Consider the following 20061-nt stretch of genomic DNA (forward strand, 5'->3'; position numbering starts at 1 on the left):
CCCCCTTTTCTTCTTAACTTGTTTATCGAAATGCACTTTCCCCTCACAAAAAACACCCAGCCCTTTCGCTCTCCTTCACGACAACGGATTTTCATGAACGGCAGGTAGAATTCGGTGCACCCGAAACACTGAGCGGGACCGCGCGCCCGGGCCCGTCCCGTGCGCCCCGCCCGCCGAACGGGAGCACCGTGTCCCACCTGGCCCCCCGTCCACTCGCCCCCGACTGGCAGTTGCGCGTCACCGACCGCGGTGGCACGGCCCTGCACGGAGCCGCGGTACTGGTCGCCCCCGGATACGCGATCACCTGCGCGCACGTCGTCCGCGAGGCCGTAGCCGGGTCCGGCGCCCCCGCCGGACCCGGCAGCGCCGTACGCCTGGACGCCCCGCGCGGCCTCCCGGGCTGGGAGGCCGCCGCCACGGTCGCCGCGGACGGCTGGTGGTGGGAGGACTCCGCGCCCTGGGACGCGGCGGTGCTGCGCCTGGACCGGCCCGCCCCGGCCCCTCCCGCCGCCCCCGGGAGGTACCGCGTCGGCGACCGGGTCCGCGTCCTCGGCTTCCCCCGCGCCGAGAACGGCCTCTGGGTGACCGGGCGGACCACCGGAACCGGGGGCAGCCGCTTCGGCTACGTCCAGATCGACGTCGACTCCCGCGCGGGGTTCACCGTCCTGCCGGGTTTCAGCGGCAGCGGTGTCCGAGAGGAGAGGGAGAACGCCCTCCTCGGCCTGCTCTGCGAGGCGACCGGCAGCGGTAGGGCGGGCTGGATGATTCCGATGGAGGCGATCCCCCGGGTGTGGCCGACCGAGCGGACCGCCGCGGACGCGGCGGTGAACGGCGGGCGGGAGGCGCTCACGCGTACCGCCAGGGCGATGACCGACCTGCGCACGCTGCTCCTGCCCGACCTGCGCCTGGACCTGTACGTCGCGCTCGACCCCCGGCTGCGCCGCAGGCTCCGCGCCGACCAGGACCTGCTCTCCTTCGCCACGCAGCTGGTCTCCCTCGCCCACGGTGAGTACGGACTCCTCGACGAGGTGCTCGCCCTCCTCGACGCGAGGGAGGACGGGGGAGCGGGGATGCTCCGGGTCCGCGAGGCCGCGGCCCCGCTCCTGGGGAGCCCGCCCGGGTGAGCGAGACGACGACCACGGCGGGGGACCCGGCCCCGATCGGGGGACGGCCGCCACCGGACGGCGGGCGGCTCCCTCCCGGCGGGCGGCTCCTCCCGGAGGGCGCCGGGCGGCCGGTCCCGGCCGACGGCGGGGTGGAGGGACTGGTCGACGCCCTGTGCGCGCTCAGGTGCGTCCTCCTCCCGGACGCGCGCGAGCAGCTGGCCTACCAGCTGCCGAACCGGGTCCGCCGCAACCTGCGCCTGGAGGGCTCGGCGGTCGAGTTCGCCCGCCACCTGGTCCGCCTCTGCCGGGAGCAGGTGCGCCTGGGCTGCCTCGTGCGCTGGATCCTCTACCTGGAGGAGCACGGCCGCAGCTCGCTGGCGGCGGCCCGGGCCGCGGAGCCGCTGGTCCACGCCGAGGAGTGGGAGCAGCTGTGCCGCCTCCTGCCCGAGGGGACCACCGACGCCGACGTCGGCCTCGTCCGCCGGGAACTGGGGGAGCACTCCCCGGAACTGGTGGCGGAGGCCTTCGAGGCCGCTCGGACCGACCGGCTCGCCCCGGCCGAGGCACCGCCGCACACGGCCTGGGACCGGCTCGTGGACCTGGCCGAGATGACCGTGCCCGAGGGCGTCGAACTCCCGCTGCGGGTGTTCTGCGCCCTGCTGCCCTGCACCGTCCCGCTGCGCGACTGCGCCGACCTGCTCCTGCTCTGGGGCGGCGGGCGGCGAGAGGGCACGGCCGCCCCGCCGGGGCCGCGCGCGCCCGCCCGGCTCGTCGTGCACGTCACCCAGGGCGAGAGCAGAGACCGCTACGACGTCGAGTACTGGACGGTGCTCAGCGAGAGGCGGGACAGGGCCCCGGATTTCTGCGGCCACGGCCACACCCCGCACATGGAGGCCGAACGCATCGGCGCCCACGTCGGGGGCCTGCTCACCCTGCTGGAGGTGGACCACCGCACGGGCTACCACGAGGGCGTGCGGGTCGAGCTGGTCGGACGGCTGGACCTGCTCCGCCGCCTGGAGGCCGAGCGCTGGCAGGAGGCCGGGGAGGGCGACCGCAGGCTCGGCTCCCGGGCCCAGGTGGTCTACCGGGCGGAGGAACTGGTGGACCCCGCGCGCGGCGACACCGCGCAGGCCCGCCGGACGTGCGCCCGCCGGTGGGAGGGGCTCGCGAGCGCGTGCGAGGTGCTGCACCTGGACACCGCGCACGAGGCCGGGAAGAGGAGGCGCAGGGGCGGGCGGACCTACCGCGAGCCCCTGGCCGAACGGCTCCAGGACGACAGGATCGTCGCCCTCTCGGTTCCCTCCCATCTGGACGAATGCCACATGTCGGTCTGGTCGGCGCTCATGATCGGAGTTCCGGTCGTGGTTTGGCGTTCCGCCGATAATGGCCCGGGGGCAAGTCCGTGGCTCAATCTGGGAAAGGTGGGGCGGGAGGTGATGGTGCCACCCGAAAGAATACGGGCGCTTCCCAAGGCGCTCCACCAATCGCGTTCCGGATGCGTTTCCCCGGACGATACCGGGTACATCGAAGAAAGCTTCGAGGTCGCCGTCTTCTACCACGACACCCTTCCGGTTCTGCCCGCCCCCAGACCGATGACCCCCCCACAGCATCCGACAGCCCCCCTTGGGCGCGGCTCGAAGGGCCTGCCATGACCACACCAGCCGAACCCGGATCGACCAGCCCCGCGCCGGAGTGGTGGGTCTTCCACGGCACAGGCCAGCCCCGCCCGCACCTGGACCTCGCCGCCCAGCTCCCCCCGCCTCCCCGGTGGCGCGCCTACGGCGGCGGGCCGGACCCCGCCGGAAGCGGCGCGGACCCCCCGCTCTACGACCCGGGGCCGCGGGCCGCGGAGCCCGCCGCCGAGAGCGAGCGCCACCTGGGTCCCGTCCGGCCCTGGAGCTTTCCCATCCCCCTGGGGCCGCACCGCCGCCAGCTGCTGGACAAGGTCAACGCGGCCATCTGCCTGCGCCGACCGCTGCTGCTGGTGGGCCCGCCCGGGATCGGCAAGTCCAGCCTCGCCCACCAGATCTCCCGTGAGCTGGGCCTGGGTCGCGTCCTGCGCTGGGCCGTCACCAGCCGCAGCACCGTGCGCGACGGCCTGTACGCCTATGACCCCCTCACCCAGATCCACGACCTCAACCTGGAGAACGCCCGCAACCGGGCCCGGGGCGCCCGGGACCGCCGCTACGCGAGCGCCGACGGCACCGAGACCGACGCCCACCTGCGCAGCAGTGCCGAGTCGATCGGCCGCTACCTCACCCTGGGGCCCCTGGGCACCGCCTTCCTGCCCACCCGGCTGCCCCGGGTGCTCCTGGTCGACGACTTCGACCTGGGCGACTTCGACCTGCCCGGCGACCTGCTCGACCTGTTCGAGAACGGCGGCTACACCGTCCCCGAGCTGGGCAGACTCGCCAACGTGGCCGGGGCGATCCGGGTGGCCACCGACGACCCCGGCCGCACGGCGGTGGTCGAACGCGGCGAGGTCCTGTGCTCGGCCTTCCCCGTCACGGTGGTGACCTGCAACGACGACCGGGACCTGCCGCCCGCCTTCCTGCGCCGCTGCATCCCGGTCCGGATGGGGCTGCCGGACGAGGACGAGCTGGTGGCCGCCGTGGCCGGGCACTTCGACGGCGATCCGCCCACCGGTACGCGGACCCTGGTCACCGAGTTCCTGCGCAGGAGCGCCGACGGCCACGGACTCGCCGTGGACCAGCTGCTCAACGCCGTGCACCTGGTCGGCGCCATGGGGCAGGGCGAGCCCGGGCCCGAACAGGTCCGCCACCTCTCCGACCTGCTCTGGCACCGCCTCACGGAAACCCCGGGATGAGCCCCGCGCACCAGCCGGGGGACGACCGCCCCCGGGGCTCCGGCGACCGGTCGGGCGGTTCCCCGGGGGGCCTCACCGCCACGGAGTGGGCGGACGCGCTCCACCTGGCGGTCCTCCAGGCGCGCGCCGAGGCCGCACGCCGCGAACGGCCGGTCTTCCCGGCGCCGCCGGCCGGCGGGCCGCCGCCCGGGGAGGCCTCCGCCTCCGGCACGCCCCCGCGGGGGGCCAAGCCCCGCACGGACGCGCCGGGGACCGCGCAGCCCTGCCCGCCGCCCGGCACGGACGCCGGGACCGCCCGGTCCCCGGGGCTCCCCGCCAGCGGGGCAGCGGTCGCTGGGAGCGGTTCCGCCACCGGGCACAACCCTCGTGAGCGGTCCCCGGGCCCGCCACCCGGCCGGGAGCGGACACCCCCGCGGGAGCGCCGGGACCCGGAGGACGACAGGCCGCCGACGGAGCCCCACGGGTTCGTCCAGCCGGTCCTGCACCGGCGCCAGGAACTGGTCGCGGCGCTGGCGCCCTTCCACCTCACCGAGCCCCGGGGACGGCCGGACGGCATCGACCCGGAGGGCACCGCGCGCAACTACGCGCGCGCTCTCCTGGACAGCCTCCACTGGTCCGAGGACGAGCGCGAGGGCGTCGGCGTCCCGGTGGTGCCGCAGCCGTGCGCGCGCCGGGAGCGGGCGGTGGACCTCACCCTCCTCGTCGACGACGGCGTCACCATGGCCTTCCAGCGCGGCCTGGCCGCCGAGTTCGTCCGGCTCGCGCGCTCCGGCGGGATCTTCCGCGAGGTCGCCTCCCTGTACTTCGACTCCGGGCGCACCGGCAGCCCCAGGCTGTGCGACGGGCACGGACGCCCCGGCCGCCTCGGCGGGGGCCGCGCGCACGTGGTCCTGTTCCTCACCGACGGGCTCGGCGGCGCCTGGCGCGACCGCGAATTCCAGGACTGGGTCGCCGCGGCCGCGGGCCGCGGCGCGGTCGCGATCCTCCACCTGCTCCAGCCCCGCCTGTGGCGGCGCGGCGCCATCGCCACCGCCCCCATGGAGCTGGGCGCGCCCCGGGCCGCCGGTCCCTGCGCCGCGAACACCCGGTACGCGCGGGAGCGCACGCTCACCGACCCGGAGGAGGAGGGGCGCGCGCAGGGGGCGCTCGTGCCCGTGCTGCCGCTGGACCCCCGAACGATCCGGGACTGGTCGGTCTTCGCGATGGGGCGGGGCCGCGGGCGCCTGTGGGCGCACACCGCGCGGTTCCCCGCGGGGGAGGACCCCGGTTCCGCCGAGGCGCCGGACGCGTGGGAAACCGAGTTCGACGCCGAACGGGAGGCGCGGCGCTTCCGGCAGCTGGCCAGCCCCGAGGCGTTCGACCTGGCGGTGGCCCTGGCCGCCGTGCCGCTGGACCCGCGCCTGGTGGAGGCGGTCTGCGAGGACGTGCTCGGCCGCGCCACGCCCTCGGAGCTGACGGAGGTCTTCTTCAGCGGGCTGGTGCGCGGGGGCGGCGGCTGGGGTGAGGAGGACGGGCCGGTCGGGTGGGACTTTCGCCCGGGGGTCCGGCGGGCCCTGCTGTCACTGGGCGGCCGGGTCTCCGACATCCGCCGGGTGCTGGGCCTGGCGGCGGAGCGCCTGCGGTGGGTGGACCCCTGGTTCGACGCCCTGCGCCTCATGCTGCGGGGCAGGCACGACGATCTCCCGAAAAGGACGCGGGTGTCCCACCACTGGGCCAATTCCATGCTCCCCGCGGTGGAGAGCGCGGCCCTCACCCGGCGTTACGCCGAACCGATCAGGGAATACGCCGACATCTCCGGGACGGGTGCGACCCGCGGTGCACAGGAAACGCAGAAGGCGGGTACGCCGTCGCCCACTGGTCTAGTATTACCGAAGGTTTCCGGATCTGCGCGTGTGGGCGGGAACAACGGCTGGAAGGCGCGGAACAGAACACCCTTTTATGAACGGTCGGGGAAAGAAACTCATATGGCCACAAAACTGTCAAATGAGGATATGATGCAAGAATCTGGCGACCAGTCCAGCGGTCGTACGTCCCGATCGTCCACGAGTGGCCGACCGCTCAACGCGGTCTGGGTCCAGGTTCCGCGCCGCAACAGCGCCTTCACCGGGCGCGAGGAGCTCCTCTCCGCGCTGCGGGGACAGCTCCTCAAGGGAAGGCGCCAGGTCATCACCGCCCTGAACGGGATGTCGGGGGTCGGCAAGACCGAGCTCGCCAAGGAGTACCTGTACCGGTACGCGTCCGACTACGACCTCATCTGCTGGATCCCCGCGGCCCACAGCAACCAGCTGCGGGAGAGCTTCTCCGTCCTCGCGTCCAGGCTCAGGCTGGACAGCGCGGGCGCGGGCAGCGGACACGTCCTGGAGAACGTCCTGGAGGCGCTGCGCCAGGGCGTGGGCTACCCGCGCTGGCTCCTCGTCTTCGACAACGCGCAGGCCCGGTCCGAACTGGATCAGTATCTTCCTGTCGGGGGCGAGGGCCACGTGATCATCACTTCTCGGGACTCCAGCTGGACGGTGCGGGGTGGCGACGCCTACCTCTCCGTCCGCGAGTTCGACCGGGCCGAGAGCATCGAGTTGCTGAAACGGCGCGGACCCGCGTCGCTGTCCGACGAGGAGGCCGACCAGCTGGCGCACGAGCTGGGCGACCTGCCGCTGGCCCTCAACCAGGCCGCCGTGTGGTTGCACGAGAGCGGGATGGCCACCGAGGAGTACCTGCGCCAGTTCGCGGAGAAGAGCCAGGAGATGCTCGACCTCCTGCGCCCGGTGGACAGCGCCTACCCGGTGGCCGTCGCCGCCGCCTGGAACGTGTCCCTGGACCGGCTGGCCACCACCAACCCGGCGGCGCTCCAGCTGCTCCAGCTCTGCTCCTTCATGGCGACGGCGCCCATCCCCCGGACGCTGTTCAACTTCGCCCGGGGCATCGAGGGCCCCGCGGAGCTGCGCGGAGCCCTGGAGGACCCGGCCAGGCTCGGCATGGCGATCCGCGACATCGGGCGCAACAGCCTCGCCCACATCGACCACCAGCGCAACACCGTCTCCCTGCACCGGCTGGTGCAGCGCGCCGTCCAGGCGCCGATGAGCGACGAGGAGCGCGAGGAGATGCGCCACTGCGCCCACCAGCTGCTGGGCCGCAACGACCTCCAGGTGGTGGCCGTGGACGCCTCCCAGCGCTACACCGAGCTGCTGCCGCACGTGTGGGCCTCCGAACTGTGGAACTGCACCGACCCCTGGGCGCGCAACCTGGTGGTCCAGATGTGCCGGGTCGCGTCGCTGCGCCAGGAGTTCGACGACGCCCGCCGCCTGGGCGAGACCGCCCACGAGTGGTGGCGCCTGCAGCTGGGCGAGAACCACCCCTCCACCCTGGGCATGGCGATCCAGATCTCCACGGCGATGCGCGGGCAGGGGTACCTGGAGCAGGCGCTCGCGCTGTGCGAGGCCACCCTGGGCACCCTGCGCGAGACGCAGAACCCCGAGGACCCCGAGACCCTGGAGGCGGAGATCGAGCACATCCGCACCCTGCGCTTCCTGGGCCGGTTCCGTGACTCGCTGACGGCGGCGGCCGACGCCTACCACCGCCGGGTGCGCCTCTTCGGCGAGGACGACCCGCACACCCTGGTCACCGCCCACTTCCGCGCCTTCAACCTCCTGCTCAGCGGCGACCCGAAGGCGGCCGCCGACCAGTACCGCGACACGCTGGCCCGGCTGGAGGCCGTCTTCGGCCCGGACCACCCGCGCACCCTCGGCACCAACAACGGCTACGCCGAGGCCCTGATGGAGAAGGGTCGCTACCGGGAGGCCGAGGAGATCCAGGCCCACCAGGTCGAGCGGGCCATCGGCCTGATCGGGGAGGACGACAACCGCGTCCTGCGCAACCAGCGGACGCTGGCCGTCATGCGCCGGCGCGTCGGCCACCACCGGGAGGCGCTCGCCCTGTCGGAGCGCGCCTGGCAGCGCTTCCGGGTCAAGCACGGCGTGGACGACAACGAGACCATGTACGCCGCTCTGGTGCACTCCATGTCCCTGAGCGCGGTCAACCAGCACGACGAGGCGCTGGAGCTGGCCCAGACCACGGGGGAGCGCTACGTCAAGCTCCTGGGCGAACGCCACCCCTACGTGGGCGCGGCCGACGTCAACCGGGCGATCATCCTGCGCCGCCTGGGCAGGGCGGCCGAGGCCCGCCAGTTGGACGAGCGCTCCCTGGAGCTGTTCCTGGACCGGCTCGGTGCCCACCACCCCAGCACCCTGGCCTGCCTGGTGAACCTGGCCAACGACCACTTCCTCATGGGCGACGCGGCCGGTGCCCGGGAACGGGACGAGGAGGCGCTGCGCGGCTGTGAGAGCGCCCTGGGAACGTCGCATCCGTTGACCCTGCTGGCACGCCGCAACCTGCTCGTGGACCGTAGGGCCCAGGGCGAGGACGTCGAGGCCGAGTTCGTCGCCGTGGAGGACGGCTACCGCGAGGTGATGGGGTCGGACCACCCCGCCACGCTCAGCCTCCGCAGGACCGTGCGGGGGGACGCCGACATCTACCTCGCCCAGATGTGACCGGTCGCGGTCCGGGGCGCGCTCCCCGGGCCGACCGCGCCGTTCAGCGGTGCCCGGCGAGCCGGAGCAGCGCGACCCACTGGTGCGCGGGCAGGACGAGCTCCGCGTGGGCGGGGTGCGCGGAGTCGCGTAGGCCGACCGTCCGCGGTGCGCCCAGTACGGCCTCGACGCAGTCGCCGTTGCCGCCACCGCTGTAGCTCGACGTCCGCCACCGACCGGGTTCGTGTCCCAGTCCTCTCACGGGTACTCCCGTCCGCTCTGTCCCCGCTGGTTGTCGCTACGCACGCGGCGGCCTCGATTCTCTCAGTTCCACCATTGGTCGCTCCTGTTTCCCGAGCAGTTCTGAAAGTGCGATCGGGTCCGACTCCGGTTCAGTTATGTATTCGGTTGGTGACAGGGGCCGACTTGTACATGCCCACTGGAGTGGTATTCATGTTGTCCGGGCGCGGCCGTTCTCCGGATGGTCCGTAAAAAGACGCGAATGATACGCCGGGAAGCGGTTCCGCTTCGGTTGGGGAGGCACCGGACCCGTGCGGTGCCCGGCGGGGGGAGGCGCCAGTGCGGTCCTTTCCCGGTCCGGCGCGCGCAAAGCCCGTGTCCGCAGGGGATGCGGGCTCGGCGCCGTTCGGCGCGCGGGAGCGGTCCCCTCCCGGGAAGTGCCACCGGGCACGCCCGCCGGGGAGGGGACGTGGGGCGAAGGGGAGATTACCGTGCTCCCCGGTCCGGGGAAAATCGCGTGCGGGAAAAGGGCGCCCGCGGTCGGTCCGTGACTCCGATCCCTTTCCGTTCCCGTTGCGGCTCGGGGTCCGGGTGTTGCGCCCGGGGCGACCCGATTTGCGTTCGCCGTGTGCGCTCCGGGGGAAGCGGGTGCCTCGGTGCGGACGCAATTCCGGCCGCGGTGTTATGGCCGCGGAAATGGCGACCGGGCCCCGGGCCGCCCGGATCCCCGCGCCGCGCGGCCGACGGGCGGCGAACGCCCCCGCGGGGGTCGGTGCCCGGTGCCCGGTGCCGGGGCGCAACCCGGCGGCGTGCCGTGACCGGGGCCAACACTGCCTAACATGCTGGACATGCGCATTCTCGTGGTCGAGGACGACGACCGGGTCGCCCGTGGACTGGTGACCGCCCTGCGGGCGGCGTCCTTCGACGTCCAGAGGGTCGCCACCGCCGAACGGGCCCTGAGCGCCCCGCCCGCCGACGTCGTCCTCCTCGATCTCGGCCTCCCCGACGCCGACGGCATCGACCTGCTCCGCAAACTCCGCGACCGCCCGCAGACCGCCATCATCGCCGTCACGGCCCGCGGCGAGGAGCGCGACCGGGTGCGCGGCCTGCGGGCAGGCGCCGACGACTACGTGGTCAAGCCCTTCGGCGTCGCCGAACTCCTCGCCCGCATCGACGCGGTCCTGCGCCGCACCCGCGCCGCGCGGGCCGAGGCCGCGGAGGAGGAGCCCACGCTCAGGATCGGCGAGCTCACCGTCGACCCGGGCTCCCGCGCGGCCAGCGTCGGCGGCGCGGAGCTCCAGCTGACCCGCAAGGAGTTCGACCTGCTCGCCCTCCTGGCCTCCCGCTCCCCGTCGGTGGTCGCCCGCGACCAGATCCTCGACCAGGTGTGGGGCACGGCCTGGGAGACCTCCTCCAGGACCCTGGACACCCATATCGGCTCGTTGCGCGCCAAGCTCGGCCACGCCGTGCAGATCCGCACCGCGCGCGGTGTCGGCTACCTCCTCGACCGGTCCTGAACCCGTGCTCCGCAGACTGCTCACCATCCTGCTCCCCGCCGCGTTCGTCCTGGTCGCCTCGGCGGTCATCCCCCTGGGGACGGTCATCGCCCAGCAGCTCACCCAGGAGGTCTACGTCGACCGCCTGGGGGACGCGGGCCGCTTCGCCGCCCTGGCCCGCACCGCCCTGGAGGCCGACCGACCGGAGGCGCTCCTCCAGGAGATGGCCCGCTACGAGGCGCTCTACGGCATCCCGGTGGTCGTGGTCGCCACCGACGGCGAGATCATCGCCGGGTCCGGCAGCACGACGCACCAGCGCGACGTGCTCGCGGAACTGGGCTCACCGGAGACCCTCACCATCGCCCTGGCCGGGGAGCGCCCCGCCCCTCCGACCACCGTCTGGCCCTGGGAGTCCGACCCCCTCGTGGTCGCCGAGCCCATCGGACGCGACAGCGAGGTGACCGGGGCGGTCATCGTCGCCGCCCCCACCGACCAGCTCGGCGCCGACATCCTCGGCTCCTGGGGATGGCTCGCCCTGCTCAGCCTGGTGCCCCTGGCGCTCCTGGTGGCGGCCTCGCTGCCGCTGTCGCGCTGGGTCCTGCGCCCCATCGGCCGACTCGACGCCGCGACCACCGCCGTCGCCTCGGGGGACCTGGACGTGCGGGTGGACGCCGAGCAGGGCCCTCCGGAGCTGCGCCGCCTCACCGAGTCCTTCAACACGATGGTCGACGTGGTGCGCAGGGCCCTGGAGCGCCAGCGCTCCTTCGTCTCCGACGCCTCCCACCAGCTGCGCAACCCCCTGGCGAGCCTGCGCCTGGCGGTGGAGAACCTCGCGCCCTACCTCAGCTCGGAGGAGGCCCGGGAGGCACACGCCGTGGCCGTGGACGAGACCACGGTCATGCACCGGATGCTCAACTCCCTGCTGGCCGCGACGCGCCTGGAGAGCGTCACGGGCACCGAGGCCGTGGACGTCCCCGAGCTGCTGGAGACCCGGGTGGAACGCTGGCGCGCCCTGGGCGACGCCCGGGGGATCACCGTGACCGTGGACGTCCCCGCCGGGCTGCGGGTGTGCGCCCCGGCCGGGGGCCTGGGCAGCATCCTCGACGAACTGGTGAGCAACGCCCTGCGCCTGTCCGGGGGGACCCGGGTGCGGGTGCGGGGTTCCGCGGGCGACCCCGCGCGGATCAGCGTGCTCGACGACGGGGAGGGGCTCCCGGAGGAGGAGCGCGGCGCCGCCCTGGACCGCTTCTGGCGCTCGCCCCGCCAGCAGAACACCGAGGGGACCGGCATGGGGCTGGCGATCGTCTCCGACCTGGTCCGCGAGGCCGGAGGGGAACTGGAGCTGGGAGAGGGCCTGCCCGGCGGGCGGCCCGGCTTCGGCGTGACCATCACGCTGCCGCCCGCGGACTGAGCCTCACGAGGGCTTGTTGTCCCGGTACCAGCGCGCGGCCCCGGGGTGGAGGGGGACCACACCGGTCGAGATGCCGGTGCGCACGTTGATCTGCGCCGCCTCGGGGCGGGATTCGGCGATCCGCGCGGCGCCGGTGTAGACGGTGTCGGCGACGACGTGGGCCAGGTCGTCCGGCAGGTCGGCCGCGCACAGCAGCAGGTTCGGGATGGACATGGTGGGGCAGGCGGGCACGCCCTCGTAGGTGGTCGCCGGGATGGTGGCGGGGAAGTACCTCTCGGGGTGGGCCTCGGCCATGGCGGACGCGACGTCCCCGAGGTCGACCAGGCGCGTCACGTGCTCGCGGGCCAGGTCGGCGACCGCGGGAGTGGGGAGTCCGGTCAGGGAGAACATCGCGTCGATCTCCCCGCGTCCCAGGGCGTCGGCGGAGGCCGCCTGGTCCAGGCGCACGTCCTCCATCGCCAGCCCGGTCTCCTCGATGATCCGCGCCACGGTGAACTCGGTGCCGGAGTTGACCGCGCCCACCGAGACGCGGCGGCCCTCCAGGTCGGACAGGGAGCGCACGGGAGAGGCGTCCAGGACCGCCAGGTGCAGGAAGCTGTCGTAGAGGCGTCCGATCGCGCGGAAGGGACCGGTGTCGGCCGCCTCGCCGCCCAGGACCGCGTCGAGGCTGGTCAGGCCCAGGTGGGCCTCGCCCGCGTCGATGAGCAGCAGGTTGTCGTGCGAGGCGCCGGTCTCGACGGTTCCCACCCGGGTGTCGGGAAGCCGGGCGTCCAGCAGGGCCGCGATCTCCGCGCCGATCTCCCGGTAGACGGCCCCGGCCGGGCCCGTGGCCACGACGAGCGACGCCGGGGCGGGAGAGGGATCGCGCCACGCGCAACCGCCCAGCGCGACGGCGGCGAGCGCGCCCGCGGCCCCCCTCAGGGCGGTGCGCCGGTTCGGTCCATGCATACCCGCAGCTTAGGCCAGGGAGCGGCGGTTCAGGCCCCACCTGTCACACCTTGCACATGCTCACCGCGTGTCCCAGGGAGTCCACCCACGGTTCCGAAATGTCAGAGGATTCTCAAATCTTCGTTGAGATCTTGAACACGCGCGAAAGAGACCCACACCATCGCTGTATCAATTCGGGGTAATCGGGGAGAAACCCGACGGTAAGACCAGTGTCACTCCCCGGTGACCCACAACAGGAGGAACCCATGGCGTCCGAGAAGGGTGTCGACGCGCCCGACACCGCATCCCCCACCCAGGACGGCAGAACCGCCAGAGGTAGTTCGCCCTCGCGCGTCATCGGGTTGATCGCGGGCCCGCTGGTCGGGCTGCTGGTCTACTTCCTCATGCCGGACATGCCGATGCCCCTCGCCGACGGTGAGGACGGCGAGACGGTCCTGTCGGCCAACGGCCGCGCGGTGGCCGCGGTGACCGCGTTCATCGCCATCTGGTGGGCCACCGAGGCGATCCCGATCCCGATCGCCTCGCTGCTGCCGCTGGTGCTCTTCCCCGTCCTGCTGGAGGGCACCCCCGTCGGGGACGTCGCCTCGTCCTACGGGTCGGACACCATCTTCCTGTTCATGGGCGGCTTCATGCTCGCCCTGGCGATGCAGAAGTGGAACCTGCACAAGCGCATCGCCCTGGTCATCGTCTCCAAGGTCGGCTCCAACACCGCGGGGCTGATCGGCGGCTTCATGATCGCCACCGGGTTCATCACGATGTGGGTGTCCAACACCGCCACCGCCGTGATGATGCTGCCCGTCGGCCTCTCGGTGGTCGCGCTGATCACCCAGTTCCGCGACGGCAAAACCGACGCGAACTTCGCCACCGCGCTCATGCTCGGCATCGCGTACTCGTCCTCCATCGGCTCGGTGGCCACCATCATCGGCACGCCGCCCAACGTGCTGATGGTCGGCTACCTCGCCGAGGCCCACGACATCCACATCGGCTTCGGCGAGTGGATGCTGGTCGGCCTGCCGCTGGCCGCGGTGTTCATGCTCATCGCCTGGTTCGTGCTGATCAAGGTCTTCCCGCCGCAGGTCAAGAAGGTGAAGGGCGCCCAGGACCTCATCCGCTCCGAGCTCGCCGAGATGGGCCCGATGGCGCGCGGCGAGAAGCTCGTGCTGGCGGTCTTCGCCTTCGCGGCGCTCTCCTGGATCTTCGTCCCGGTCCTGGCCGACAACTTCCTGCCGTGGCTGTCCAGCGTCAGCGACGCCGGTATCGCGATGACCGTGGCGGTCCTGCTGTTCCTGATCCCGGTCAAGCGCGGGACCCGCCTGCTGGACTGGGAGACCGCCGTGCAGCTGCCGTGGGGCGTCCTGCTCCTCTTCGGCGGCGGCCTGGCCATCTCGGCGCAGTTCACCGCGTCCGGCCTGAGCACCTGGATCGGCAGCCAGGTCGCCGTCCTGGCGGGAGTGCCCACCTGGGTGCTGATCCTGGTCGCGGCCGGGCTGGTCCTCTTCCTGACGGAGCTCACCAGCAACACCGCCACCGCGGCCACCTTCCTGCCCATCCTCGGCGGCGTCGCGGTGGGCATGCAGATCGACATCCTGTCCCTGGTGATCCCGGTGGCCCTGGCCGCGACGATGGCCTTCATGCTCCCGGTGGCCACACCGCCGAACGCGATCGTCTTCGGTTCCGGCCACGTGCGGATCGGCCAGATGATGCGCGGCGGTGTGTGGCTCAACCTCATCGCGCTGTTCCTGGTCCTGGCCACGATGTACACCCTGGTCAGCTGGGTCCTGGGCGTCAGTTTGTAGGAGTACGCGACGCGGGCGGCCCCCTCTGGTCCAGGGGGTCGCCCGTTTTCGCTGTACTGACCCGCCTCCCGCCTCCCGCCTCCCGCAGCCGCGTAGGGCGTGGAGCGCCGGCTGGCGGCGGTGCGCTCTCAGGGGCGGGGAACCGGGCGGCTCACCCCGGGAGCGGGGCAGGACGTCCGGTGGTCGTTCACCCCCCGGGGGCGTGGCTTTCTGCCGCAGGGAGCTGGTCCCTCCCTCGAGGTCCCGCCCCGCGTCACACGGCGGCGGCCCGCCTCCCCGCTCGGGGAGACGGGCCGCCGCCGTGTTCCTACTCGGAGCCCTTGCCCGCCGTGCTCTGGCGGGCCAGCTTCCGGTAGTGCCTCGCCCTCGCGCCCAGGATCACCGCGGCCAGCAGGGTCGCGATGGCGGAGGCCACCAGCACGCCGGTCTTGGCGTGCGCCAGGTGCCCCGGGTCGTCGGCGAACGTCAGTTCGCTGATCAGCAGGGACACGGTGAACCCGATACCGGCCAGCTGCGACATGCCGACGATGTCGATCCACTTCAGGCTGGGGTTGAGCTCGGCCCTGGTGACCTTGGTGGTCAGCCAGGAGCCGCCCGCGATACCGATCACCTTGCCGAGGATGAGGCCCGCGATGATGCCCAGCGCCGCCGTGTCGGTGAGGACCTCGCCGACGCCGTCGAAGACCACGCCCGCGGAGAAGAAGGCGAAGATCGGCAGGGCCAGGCCCGCGGACCAGGGGCGCAGCAGCTGCTCCACGCCGTGGCTCGGGTCGTGGCGCTCACCGGGCAGCTTGCTGGTGCGCATCAGCAGACCCATCGCCACACCGGCGATGGTCGCGTGCACGCCGCTCTCGTGGACCAGGACCCAGATCACCACGGCCAGGGGTACGTAGACCAGCCAGTTGGGCACCACGGACGCGTTGAGCCTGGCGGCCAGCCCCTTGCCGCGCTGGAGGTACCAGAAGAGCGCCAGGCCCGCGGCGGCCACCGCCATGGGCAGGAAGTTGATGTCCGCGGTGTAGAAGACCGCGATGACGATGATCGCGCCGAGGTCGTCCACGATCGCCAGCGTCAGCAGGAAGGTCCGCAGCGCGGGCGGCAGCCCGCGGCCGACCACCGCGAGGATCGCGAGGGCGAACGCGATGTCGGTCGCCATCGGGATGCCCCACCCGTGGACGGTGTCGGGCGAGGTGAAGTTGATCGCGGCGTAGATCGCGGCGGGCACGATCATGCCGCAGATCGCCGCGACGATCGGCAGCATGGCCCGCCGGGGGTTGCGCAGCTCCCCGTGGACGAACTCCTGTTTGAGCTCGTTGCCGACGACGAAGAAGAAGACCGCGAGGAGGCCGTCGGCGGCCCAGGTCTCCAGGGACAGGTTCAGGTGCAGGGACTCGGGCCCGAAGGTGATCGCCCGCAGGTTCTCGTAGGCCTCGCCGAAGGGCGAGTTGATCCAGACGAGAGCGAGGACCGCGGCGCCGATCAGCAGGAAACCGCCGACACTGTCGCTGCGCAGGGTGTCGGCCAGCCGTGAGAGCGGGCCGGGGCGCTCAGAGCGCAGAATCGGGTCGATGCTCATGTGCAACTTTCCGGGCGTATGACTGACAGGGACTCGCCGACCAGTCTTCCCGGCACACCTAGACGCGGGCGCGCGCCTCGCCCATGCTCGCGGAAGATGGGACGAATGTCCAGTCCAGGGGCTGTGTGTCCGTTCCGGGGGAGGTCGGGGGGAGGGGGCTGGTGAGGGGGCGGTGTCGGTCACCCCCTCGTGCCGTACGTCCGGAGAGGGCGCCCGTCAGTCCTCCTCTGCGGCGGCCAGGTGCCTCTCCTCGGCGTTGGAGGCCCGTCCGGCCAGGGACACGGCGACGATGGACACCACCGCGGTGAAGACGAGGTAGCCCGCGACCGGCACCCACGAGTTGTCGAACCGGGACAGCAGCCACGTCGCGATCAGCGGGGCGGTGCCGCCCGCGGCCGCAGCGCCGATCTGGTAGCCCAGGGTGACGCCCGTGTAGCGCACCCGGGTGGAGAAGATCTCCGAGCACAGGGTGCCGATGGTGGCGGTGACCGGCGCCCACAGGACGCCCAGCCCGATCACGGTCGCCAGGATCAGCATGAACGTGCTGCCGGTGCCCAGCATGAGGAAGTAGGGCGCGATGAACAGGGCCAGCAGCACCGCGCCGACCAGGTACACCCTCTGCCTGCCGAAGGTGTCCGACAGGCGTCCGGCGATCGGGATGCACACGGTGGCCACGATCGCCCCGACGGTCACGGCGTTGAGCGCGGTGGTGTTGTCGAAGGACAGCGTGCCCGTCGCGTAGCTCACCACGAAGGTGCCGAAGACGTAGAAGGGGGCGGTCTCCACGACCTTGGCGCCGACGGCGACCAGCACGGCCCGCCAGTGGAACCGGAAGGTCTCCACCACCGGCAGTTTGGCGACCTCGCCCTCCTCCTTGGCCTTCTTGAACGAGGGGGTCTCGTCGATCCCCGAGCGGATCCACAGGCCCAGCAGCACCAGCAGGACGCTGCCGACGAACGGCACGCGCCAGCCCCACGCCGCGAACTGGTCGTCGGGCAGCAACGACATCAGGGTCAGCACCAGGCTGGCCAGCAGCATGCCCGAGGTGATGCCCATCTGCGGCACGCTGCCGAAGAGGCCGCGCCGGTTCTTGGGCGCGTACTCGTAGGCGAGTAGCAGGGCGCCTCCCCACTCGCCGCCGATGCCCAGGCCCTGGACGATCCGCAGCACGATGAGCAGGATCGGGGCGAGGATCCCGACGCTGTCGTAGGTCGGCAGCAGGCCGATGAACATGGTCGCGCCGCCCATGAGGGACAGCGTGATGATCAGGGTTTTCTTGCGGCCGATCCGGTCACCGATGTGGGAGAAGACCACGCCGCCCAGCGGACGGATGAAGAACGTCAGCGAGAAGGTCAGGTACGACAGCATCAGCGAGACGAACGGGTCGTCCGAGGGGAAGAACAGCTCGTCGAAGACGAGGGCGGCGGCGGTGCCGTAGAGGAAGAAGTCGAACCACTCGATCGTGCTTCCGGTCAGGCTGGCGATGAGGACCTTGGCCCTCGGCGGCCGAGCCTGTGCGGTGTCCACACTCATGTGCAGGGCTCCTGGTGGGATGTCGGGGATCGCGCGGGCCGGGGGGGCGTGGCCTGCGGACATTGCCGGGAGCCTAGACGCGGGTGGCGTGCGCCACCGTTGTGCGAACGGACGACATGGGTGGCGTCGCGGTGTCGCTTCGGACAATCCGGTCCCGCCGGGGCGCGCCGGTAGGGCCGCCGTGACCGGCCGGAGACCTCGTTGGAGCCGTACCGCGACCATGGCGGGAACGGCCGGTGTCCTGGGAGGGGCCGGCGCGACGCCGGTGGGAGGCGTACGGTGACCACGCCGGGGACGGAGTGCGACCGCCGAGGACGCGTCGGGGACTGGGCGCGACCGCCGAGGGAGCGCCACGGGCAGGCGGAACGCGACCGCCGGGGGTGCGGCCGCCGCGCGCGTCGCGGTCGGGGCGGACGCGGCCCGCGGCTCACGCCCGCAGCGTGAGCGTGGCCAGGAGCCTCTGGTCGGCGTCGTCCAGGTCGAGCCCGGTGAGCTCGCGGATCCGCCGGATCCGGTGCCGCAGCGTGTTGGGGTGCACGTGCAGCCGCTCCGCCGCCCCGGACACGTCGCCGAAGGCGTCCAGGTAGGCGGACAGGGAGCGGCGCTGCTCGTCGTCGAGGGTGTCGAGCCGGTCGTCGCGCAGCCCGGGGTGGTCGGCCAGGGCGTCGAACAGCTCGCGCAGCACCACCGAGGAACGGACCTCCTCGAACGAGGTCACCAGCCGCTCGGGGCGGTCCGCGACCACGTCCAGGGCGCGACTGGCGACCTTCTTCAGCGAGGGCACCGCGCGCATCCTCGGCGCCACACCCGCCACCGCCGCCTGAACGGGCGTGCCCAGGTTCTCGCGCAGCACCGACACCAGCTCCCGCGTCCACGCGGTGGGCGCCTGGCCCGAGGGCGCGGGGACCAGCACGTACAGCAGCCCGCAGGCCGGGATGACCAGGGCCTCGCGGCGGTAGGCCGCCGCGTACACCGACGTGATCTCCGCGGCCTGGTCCAGCCGCCAGGGCGGGTCGACCTCCCCCTCCCGCAGGGCGAGCGCGACCACCGCCACCGGCGTCGTGGGGTCGGCGCCCAGGTGGCGGGCGAGGGCGTCGGTGTCGAAGGCGCCGGTGAGCAGCCCCACGGCCAGCTCCTCGGTGTCGCGCCCGGTGCTGCGCGCCTCGCTGTGGGCGCGCATGACGTGCAGCGCGGCCAGGCGCGCGGCACCGCGTAGCACCTGGGGGCTGGCCTCCGCGAGGGGCCTGTCGCCCACCTGCACCCAGATGGTGCCGAGCGCGCGCTCGCCCGCCTGTATCCCCACCACCAGGCGGCGGGCGGCGCCCAGGTCGGGGCGTTCGGCGACCTCGACCACCTCGCCGTCCCGTATCCGCTCGTTGACGCCCCACTCGCGCAGGTGCGCCAGGAACGACTCCGGGCAGCCGCGCCCGAGGATGGTCTGCCTGCGCAGCTCGTCGGCGCCCTCGCTGGAGGCGGAGTAGGCCAGGACCTGCCCGGCGCTGTCCTCGACGCTGACGATGCCGCCGGTCAGGGTCGCGACGGTCTGGGCCAGGGAGAACAGGTCGCCGTGGCCGGACTCGGTGGCGGCCGCCTCCAGGACCGACCGGGCCAGGGCGGCGAACTCGTCGGTACCGACGGCGGGGTCCACGGAGAGCACGGGCAGGCCCAGACCGCGCAGCCCGTCGGCGTCCCCGTCCACGGCCGCCACGGCGCTGGCGCCCAGCCGTCCGGGGCGTGCGGCCAGGGCGGCGGCGCCCCCGGGCGGGACGACGACCAGCGCACCGGCGGGTACGGGCGCGCCGTCCCCGGCCACGACCACCGAGCGGACCACGCCCCCGAGCCCCCGGGGTGCGGCGGCGAGTCCGTGGACGGCCTTGTCCAGCGCCTTCAACAGGGCTTTGACGGTCAGGCCGGTCTCGCTCACGGTTGTACTCCGGGGTCTTCTCGCACGGGTTTCCACCATTGTGCGCCTTCCTCCGGAGTGCTGGACGCGGTGGAACCACGCGTACGGACAGAACCATGTGCACCATTGGTTCCATGAGCGAAATGCAGGTGGAGTCCATTCGCCAGGTGCGCGACCACATCGCCGACGTCGTCGACCGCGCGGATCGGGAGGATTCGCCCACGGTCATCACCAGACGGGGAAGAGAGGTCGCGGCGGTGGTCTCCATCGACCTGCTGCGGCGCTACCAGAGGTTCGAGGAGCAGGAGATCCTGCGCATGGTCCGCGAGCGCATGGACAACCCCGAGCCCGGTATCCCCATGGAACAGGTGATGGCCGAGATCATGGAAGGGCCGGAGTGAGCTACCGTACGGTCCTTCGGCCCGAAGCCAGGGCGGAACTGCGCAAGCTTCCCCGCAACGTGGCAATGAACGTGTTCCGCAGGCTCACCGAACTGGAGACCAATCCCCTGGGGTTCGGTACCACGGCTCTGGTCGGTGATCCGGAGGTACGGCGCCTCCGGGTGGGCCACCACCGGGTGATCTACACGGTGGAGGAGAGCCGCCTGGTCGTCTGGGTCGTCCATGTCGGTCACCGGTCCGGCGTGTACGACTGAGGGCCCGCCCGCTCCGCGCCCGTGCATGACACGGTCCCGGGACCCGT

General features: G+C 72.7%; 14 protein-coding genes. 9 read left to right on the forward strand and 5 right to left on the reverse strand.

Annotated features, from left to right (window positions below):
• Nucleotides 1-188: 188 nt before the first annotated feature.
• From ACSIH6_RS24900 to fxsT, 4 genes are read left to right on the forward strand one after another with little or no spacing between them, the layout of a single operon-like run.
• Nucleotides 189-1124, forward strand: a complete 936-nt coding sequence (locus ACSIH6_RS24900; protein ID WP_435110732.1) for a trypsin-like peptidase domain-containing protein — start codon at nt 189-191, stop codon at nt 1122-1124.
• Nucleotides 1121-2758: a hypothetical protein gene (locus ACSIH6_RS24905; protein WP_435110733.1), complete on the forward strand. Its 1638-nt coding sequence runs from the start codon at nt 1121-1123 to the stop codon at nt 2756-2758. Before ACSIH6_RS24900 ends, ACSIH6_RS24905 begins: the two co-directional genes overlap by 4 nt.
• A complete protein-coding gene (locus ACSIH6_RS24910; RefSeq protein WP_435110734.1) occupies nt 2755-3933 on the forward strand; it encodes an ATP-binding protein in 1179 nt (392 codons plus the stop codon). The genes ACSIH6_RS24905 and ACSIH6_RS24910 overlap by 4 nt, the downstream gene beginning before the upstream one ends.
• Nucleotides 3930-8477, forward strand: coding sequence for an FxSxx-COOH system tetratricopeptide repeat protein (gene fxsT, locus ACSIH6_RS24915; RefSeq protein WP_435110735.1), 4548 nt, complete (start codon nt 3930-3932; stop codon nt 8475-8477). Before ACSIH6_RS24910 ends, fxsT begins: the two co-directional genes overlap by 4 nt.
• 43 nt (nt 8478-8520) lie before the next feature.
• Here the strand turns inward: fxsT and ACSIH6_RS24920 are convergent, their stop codons facing one another.
• The gene (locus ACSIH6_RS24920) at nt 8521-8718 is read right to left on the reverse strand and encodes a DUF397 domain-containing protein (protein ID WP_435110736.1); all 198 of its coding nucleotides are present in this window, start codon (nt 8716-8718) and stop codon (nt 8521-8523) included.
• An 817-nt stretch (nt 8719-9535) separates the two neighbouring features.
• Between ACSIH6_RS24920 and ACSIH6_RS24925 the strand changes: the two genes are divergently transcribed.
• Together ACSIH6_RS24925 and ACSIH6_RS24930 are read left to right on the forward strand one after the other, a co-directional pair.
• On the forward strand, nt 9536-10213 hold the full coding sequence (locus ACSIH6_RS24925) for a response regulator transcription factor (RefSeq protein WP_435110737.1): 678 nt from the start codon (nt 9536-9538) through the stop codon (nt 10211-10213).
• A gap of 4 nt (nt 10214-10217) precedes the next feature.
• Nucleotides 10218-11603 carry a sensor histidine kinase gene (locus tag ACSIH6_RS24930; protein ID WP_435110738.1) on the forward strand — a complete coding sequence of 462 codons (1386 nt, stop codon included), beginning with the start codon at nt 10218-10220 and terminating at the stop codon, nt 11601-11603.
• 3 nt (nt 11604-11606) lie between these two features.
• On the opposite strand, the gene ACSIH6_RS24935 is transcribed toward ACSIH6_RS24930, so the two are convergent.
• Nucleotides 11607-12551 carry a TAXI family TRAP transporter solute-binding subunit gene (locus ACSIH6_RS24935; RefSeq protein ID WP_435110739.1) on the reverse strand — a complete coding sequence of 315 codons (945 nt, stop codon included), beginning with the start codon at nt 12549-12551 and terminating at the stop codon, nt 11607-11609.
• 245 nt (nt 12552-12796) lie between these two features.
• Here ACSIH6_RS24935 and ACSIH6_RS24940 point away from each other — a divergent pair, with 245 nt between their 5' ends.
• On the forward strand, nt 12797-14347 hold the full coding sequence (locus ACSIH6_RS24940; protein ID WP_435110740.1) for an SLC13 family permease: 1551 nt from the start codon (nt 12797-12799) through the stop codon (nt 14345-14347).
• A 307-nt stretch (nt 14348-14654) separates the two neighbouring features.
• Here ACSIH6_RS24940 and nhaA read toward each other — a convergent pair whose 3' ends face one another.
• The 3 genes from nhaA to ACSIH6_RS24955 all read right to left on the reverse strand — a co-directional run bounded on the left by nhaA (nt 14655) and on the right by ACSIH6_RS24955 (nt 19380).
• The gene (gene nhaA / locus ACSIH6_RS24945; RefSeq protein ID WP_435110741.1) at nt 14655-15923 is read right to left on the reverse strand and encodes a Na+/H+ antiporter NhaA; all 1269 of its coding nucleotides are present in this window, start codon (nt 15921-15923) and stop codon (nt 14655-14657) included.
• A gap of 216 nt (nt 15924-16139) precedes the next feature.
• Nucleotides 16140-17456 carry an MFS transporter gene (locus ACSIH6_RS24950; protein WP_435110742.1) on the reverse strand — a complete coding sequence of 439 codons (1317 nt, stop codon included), beginning with the start codon at nt 17454-17456 and terminating at the stop codon, nt 16140-16142.
• 427 nt (nt 17457-17883) lie between these two features.
• Nucleotides 17884-19380 carry a PucR family transcriptional regulator gene (locus tag ACSIH6_RS24955; RefSeq protein ID WP_435110743.1) on the reverse strand — a complete coding sequence of 499 codons (1497 nt, stop codon included), beginning with the start codon at nt 19378-19380 and terminating at the stop codon, nt 17884-17886.
• 113 nt (nt 19381-19493) lie between these two features.
• Here ACSIH6_RS24955 and ACSIH6_RS24960 point away from each other — a divergent pair, with 113 nt between their 5' ends.
• Both ACSIH6_RS24960 and ACSIH6_RS24965 read left to right on the forward strand, forming a co-directional pair.
• On the forward strand, nt 19494-19760 hold the full coding sequence (locus ACSIH6_RS24960; RefSeq protein WP_435110744.1) for a type II toxin-antitoxin system Phd/YefM family antitoxin: 267 nt from the start codon (nt 19494-19496) through the stop codon (nt 19758-19760).
• Nucleotides 19757-20014, forward strand: a complete 258-nt coding sequence (locus ACSIH6_RS24965; RefSeq protein ID WP_435110745.1) for a type II toxin-antitoxin system RelE family toxin — start codon at nt 19757-19759, stop codon at nt 20012-20014. The genes ACSIH6_RS24960 and ACSIH6_RS24965 overlap by 4 nt, the downstream gene beginning before the upstream one ends.
• The last annotated feature ends 47 nt before the right edge of the window (nt 20015-20061 follow it).

Origin of the sequence: Nocardiopsis synnemataformans, from assembly GCF_965343085.1 — a bacterium.
In the GTDB taxonomy this organism is placed as follows: domain Bacteria; phylum Actinomycetota; class Actinomycetes; order Streptosporangiales; family Streptosporangiaceae; genus Nocardiopsis; species Nocardiopsis alborubida.

Excerpts from the sequence above, each read along its gene's own strand:
- ACSIH6_RS24935 (WP_435110739.1), bottom strand. The coding sequence starts at position 12,551 with ATGCATGGACCGAACCGGCGCACCGCCCTGAGGGGGGCCGCGGGCGCG.
- ACSIH6_RS24910 (WP_435110734.1), top strand. The coding sequence starts at position 2,755 with ATGACCACACCAGCCGAACCCGGATCGACCAGCCCCGCGCCGGAGTGG.
- ACSIH6_RS24960 (WP_435110744.1), top strand. The coding sequence starts at position 19,494 with ATGAGCGAAATGCAGGTGGAGTCCATTCGCCAGGTGCGCGACCACATC.
- nhaA (WP_435110741.1), bottom strand. The coding sequence starts at position 15,923 with ATGAGCATCGACCCGATTCTGCGCTCTGAGCGCCCCGGCCCGCTCTCA.
- fxsT (WP_435110735.1), top strand. The coding sequence starts at position 3,930 with ATGAGCCCCGCGCACCAGCCGGGGGACGACCGCCCCCGGGGCTCCGGC.
- ACSIH6_RS24950 (WP_435110742.1), bottom strand. The coding sequence starts at position 17,456 with ATGAGTGTGGACACCGCACAGGCTCGGCCGCCGAGGGCCAAGGTCCTC.
- ACSIH6_RS24925 (WP_435110737.1), top strand. The coding sequence starts at position 9,536 with ATGCTGGACATGCGCATTCTCGTGGTCGAGGACGACGACCGGGTCGCC.
- ACSIH6_RS24940 (WP_435110740.1), top strand. The coding sequence starts at position 12,797 with ATGGCGTCCGAGAAGGGTGTCGACGCGCCCGACACCGCATCCCCCACC.